General features: G+C 60.3%; 3 protein-coding genes. All 3 read right to left on the bottom strand.

Annotated features, from left to right (window positions below; translation table 11 throughout):
- Positions 1-332: 332 nt before the first annotated feature.
- Genes FJ398_26590 through FJ398_26580 form a run of 3 tightly spaced genes read right to left on the bottom strand, consistent with a single transcriptional unit; the run spans position 333 to position 3,580 of the window.
- Positions 333-974, bottom strand: coding sequence for a response regulator transcription factor (locus FJ398_26590; protein MBM3841454.1), 642 nt, complete (start codon positions 972-974; stop codon positions 333-335).
- Between the two features lies 1 nt (position 975).
- Positions 976-3,309: a sensor histidine kinase gene (locus tag FJ398_26585; protein MBM3841453.1), complete on the bottom strand. Its 2,334-nt coding sequence runs from the start codon at positions 3,307-3,309 to the stop codon at positions 976-978.
- 31 nt (positions 3,310-3,340) lie between these two features.
- Complete coding sequence (locus FJ398_26580; GenBank protein MBM3841452.1) at positions 3,341-3,580, bottom strand: hypothetical protein; 240 nt, start codon at positions 3,578-3,580, stop codon at positions 3,341-3,343.
- Between the last annotated feature and the right edge of the window lie 307 nt (positions 3,581-3,887).

Genomic DNA, 3,887 nt, shown 5'->3' with positions numbered 1-3,887 from the left:
CCGCTTGCAGGAACGCTTGCGTGAACTGAGCCTTGCAAATAAGGAGCGCTTGATCCCAGCAAGACCCCCTGCCAGTCGCAAGAAAACCGCTCGCGAATAAGCCTATTTCGCAACAGGCTATAGCTAAGCTCGGCGGAGTTGAGAAAAGTCGCCGACTCCAAGCCAGTGCGTAATCCCATGAGCAATGGGCTTGCCTGAACAGACTTGAGAATGGGGTTCAGCTTTCGGTCTCACACACTGAAACACCTGTCCCAAGGTGACTTAAGCCAGCAAGGCTTTGAAGGGCTGAAGCGGAAGATTTTAGGCCCTAGAACGAACAAGGTCTAAAGGCTCTACCGACTAGGGGAATGCTGCACGAAGAACGCCGCGGCTTGCGATCGGCGGCTCAGATGGAGTTTGTCCAAAACGTTGCTGAGGTAATTCTTAATCGTCTTGTCGCTCAGCCCCAGATCCACGGCGATTTCCTTGTTGGTCTTGCCTTCGGCAACCAGGGCCAGAACACGCCGCTCTTGGGTGGAAAGAATGTCGATTTTGGACGGTGGCTCGGAAAGGTTTTTTACGCGCCCCAGCACTCGCCCGGTGACCGCGGGGTCGAGGATCGACTGCCCGGCCGCAACTTTTTCAATGGCCTTCACCAAACCGTCGGCATCGATCTCTTTAAGGAGGTATCCGTCGGCTCCCGCAGCGATCGCTTCGAACACGGTGTTGTCATCGGCGAAGGAAGTCAGAATCAGCACGCGCGGTTCGCCGTCCATTCTCTGAATTTGGCGCGAGACCTCGTAACCGCTGCGGTCCGGAAGGCGAACGTCCAGAAGAATCACGTCCGGCGAGGTGCGCTGCAATTCGGCAATGGCGGACGCGGCGGTCCCGGCTTCTCCAACGACTTCGATGTGGGGAAACCGGCTCAGCAAGGTTCGCAGCCCGATCCGCACCACTTCGTGATCGTCCACGATAAGGACGCGAATGCCTTTCATCTCACGGGGACTCATGCGGGTTTTTCACCGGAATGTCGAGCACGATTCGCGTGCCCTGACCCGCCTGGGAAACCACGGAAAACGCGGCGCCGAGTTCACGGGCTCGAGTCGCCATGTTCCGCAACCCGCGCTGGTCCGGCCCCACCGCCGCCGGATCGAACCCCATGCCATTGTCGCGAACCTCGAAACGAATCTGGCCCTCGCCCGGTTGCAGCGACAGCACGGTGCGCTCGGCGCGGGCGTGGCGCACGCTGTTGCTGACGGCTTCGCGCGCGATGTGCAGCAACTGGGTTGCTTGATGCGAAGTCAATTCCTCGGCCGCGAGCGGATCGATCTGCAGGCCGAAGCGCAGCGCGTGCGGTTCGCCCAACGTCAGCACGATCGATTTCAAGGCCGTCTTGAACTCCTGGCCTTTCAACGCCTCGGATTCCAGACCGAGGATGAAATTCCGCACGTCGCGGATGACGCTGTTCAAGTCCGCGCGCACTTTCGCGAGCTGGCCTTCCACCTGCGCCGGCTTCTCGGTGACGAGGCGTTTGCAGTTTTCCAAATTCAACCCGACGGCGTAGATCGATTGAATGATGCAGTCGTGCAAATCGCGCGCGATCCGCTCGCGTTCTTCCAGAGCCTTGCGCAATTCCCGTTCGCCCTGGCGTTCCGCCAGCGAAGCCTCTCGCAGCCGCAGAGCCTCCGCCTTGCGCGTCACACCAGCTCGAAGCCAGAGCACCCAGCCAAACGCCCACAGCACCGCCATTCCGGGCAACCAGAACCTCCAATTCAGAAGCCTCGACGGAGAACCGGACGGTTGCTCCAGCAGAACCCAATCCTCCGGCGAACGGAGCCAAATTACGAAACTGCCCAGAGCCGGCATGCCAGCGTCACGGGCGCACACCCCGCTGATCTGCACGTGAGTATTGGGCAGAATTCGCGACCCCGGCACTGCCCCCTGAGTTTTAGGAAGAATCGCCCGCAGCGATTCCTTTCCCGCCCGCAGCGAGAACGTCTGTATTTCCGGGGAATCATCCGCCGAGGCGATAACTCGCGCGTCCAGTCGCACCAGTCGGTGATCGAAAGCGCCGGAGAGAATTTCTCCGGCCGTTGCCACCGCCGGACGGAGAGGTTCCCCTTGGCTGACGCTCCGAAAAATCCCGTCGGCGACCGTGGACGCGCCTTCCGCCAGAACCGCGTAGCCGGCCACGTCCACGACTTCGCCAGGCGCCAATGGCGCGTTCTGCTCGGTCCGAACCTGCACGCCGCCGGTGTCGTCTTGAATGAACAACACTTTTCCAGGCCAGTGCATCGTCACGGTTCCTCGCACGCGAACACGATGATCCAACTCCTCGCCGGGCAGTTTCATTTTCAGACTTCGACTCGTCCGTTGCGCGCGCGAAAAAGGGTCCGCCGGCGCGGGCTCCAGCGTCTTGACTTGAGCCATGCCCGGCACCATGAGATGAAACCCGTCCAGTCGTTTCAACCGATCGTGCGATGAGGAAACGACCCCGGAGATCCGGACCTTCGCGTCAATGAGTAAGTTCTCCTGGCCCGGCTCGCGTTCCAGGATGCGAACTTTCAGCCGGCTCGGGCCGGCGACCAAATCGAGCAGCAGGTGCCCCCAATTCTCGACGGCCCGCCGAACCACGCCTTCGACCTGAATCCACCGACAATCATCCCGCCCTGCTGACAGTTGTTCGATCGCGATGAATTTGGGCTCCGGGAGCTGGCCGGGTCGAATCACGTTCAAATCCCCCTGCTTGACCGAGGATGAGAAGGTGCCGGCCGAGGTCGTTCCGGTCACTTCAACGACGTCTCCGGCCCTGGCCGGGCGAGCCCAGTTTTTCAAATACACATAGACCCCGCCGGTTTCATCGTGAACGAAACAGAGCTCCGTGCGCTGTTCGAAGAAAGTGACTACGGCTCGAAGCCGCACGGGATAATCTCGACTGGCCTCCGACGGACTCAACTTGAGAACCTGGACCGCTTGCGTGAGCACGTTGAGCGGCGCATCGGCCACGCTTCTTTGCTGGCCCGCAGCGTTTCCTGGGATGAAAAAGATCCCGAACAGCACGGCAGGAAGAGAAAGGCCGTGAAGCAACTTGAGCACACGCCGAACCATTGTGGTGCAGTGTAACATTCGATTAACGAACGCTTCAACAGGAACAAGGCTGGTTAGGCGGGTTTCACGGTTCCCGGGAAGTTCCCGTGCCTTCGGACCGTGCACACGCCCCATAAACGAGTCGAAGGTAGGGCGAGTCCGTTCCCGGCGAGCCGCTCGACGTGCTTGGAATACGTCCGGCTCGGCTCGCTGGGGACAGGCTCGCCCTACCTTGAAGTTCATGGGAAGTATTGCCGGCCAAAAAGGAAGCCAGCTATTCCGGGGTCACGTTGGGGAGATCCAACTTGCCGTCGAGCGAGGCACAGCGCAGCGACAGGAGCAGTTGATTGAGCGATTGACAATCCTGGCGCATGCTCCCGGGCGAACTGGTCAGGACGCATTCTAGAGAACCGCCCGGAAAGGAGATGACACCGACCCGCGCATTGCGGCGCACGCCGCCGGCGGTCCGCCAATCCAGATCGAATGCCGGCCCGGATTGGCCGAGGGCCGACATGCGAAGTTCCTCAATCGTGCCTGCATTGGGAAATCGCCTGTGGACTTTATCCAACAGGGCCGGGGCCGGAGGCTCGGCGAAGGCGCTGGAACTCGTTTCGATAATGTCAACGAGGACAGAGAATGACACCTGCTGGGTCGGAGACTGGCACTCCCCGGGCTATCTGTTTAGTTAGTTAGTTAGTGTCTGAGAAGAAACTCGGGGAAGCGGCGTAAAGATTGGGGGGCCAGAGGCCAAAAGGCGCGCGAATGTTTTGGTCGGAGATTCGGGGAAGCCTGCAAAATCAGGGTGAGAGCGTCGTTTGGGT

It is taken from the genome of Verrucomicrobiota bacterium (assembly GCA_016871535.1).
Taxonomy (GTDB): Bacteria; Verrucomicrobiota; Verrucomicrobiia; order Limisphaerales; family SIBE01; genus VHCZ01.
The sequence above is the reverse complement of the archived record's forward strand: the minus strand, read 5'-3'. Positions and strand labels throughout refer to the sequence as shown.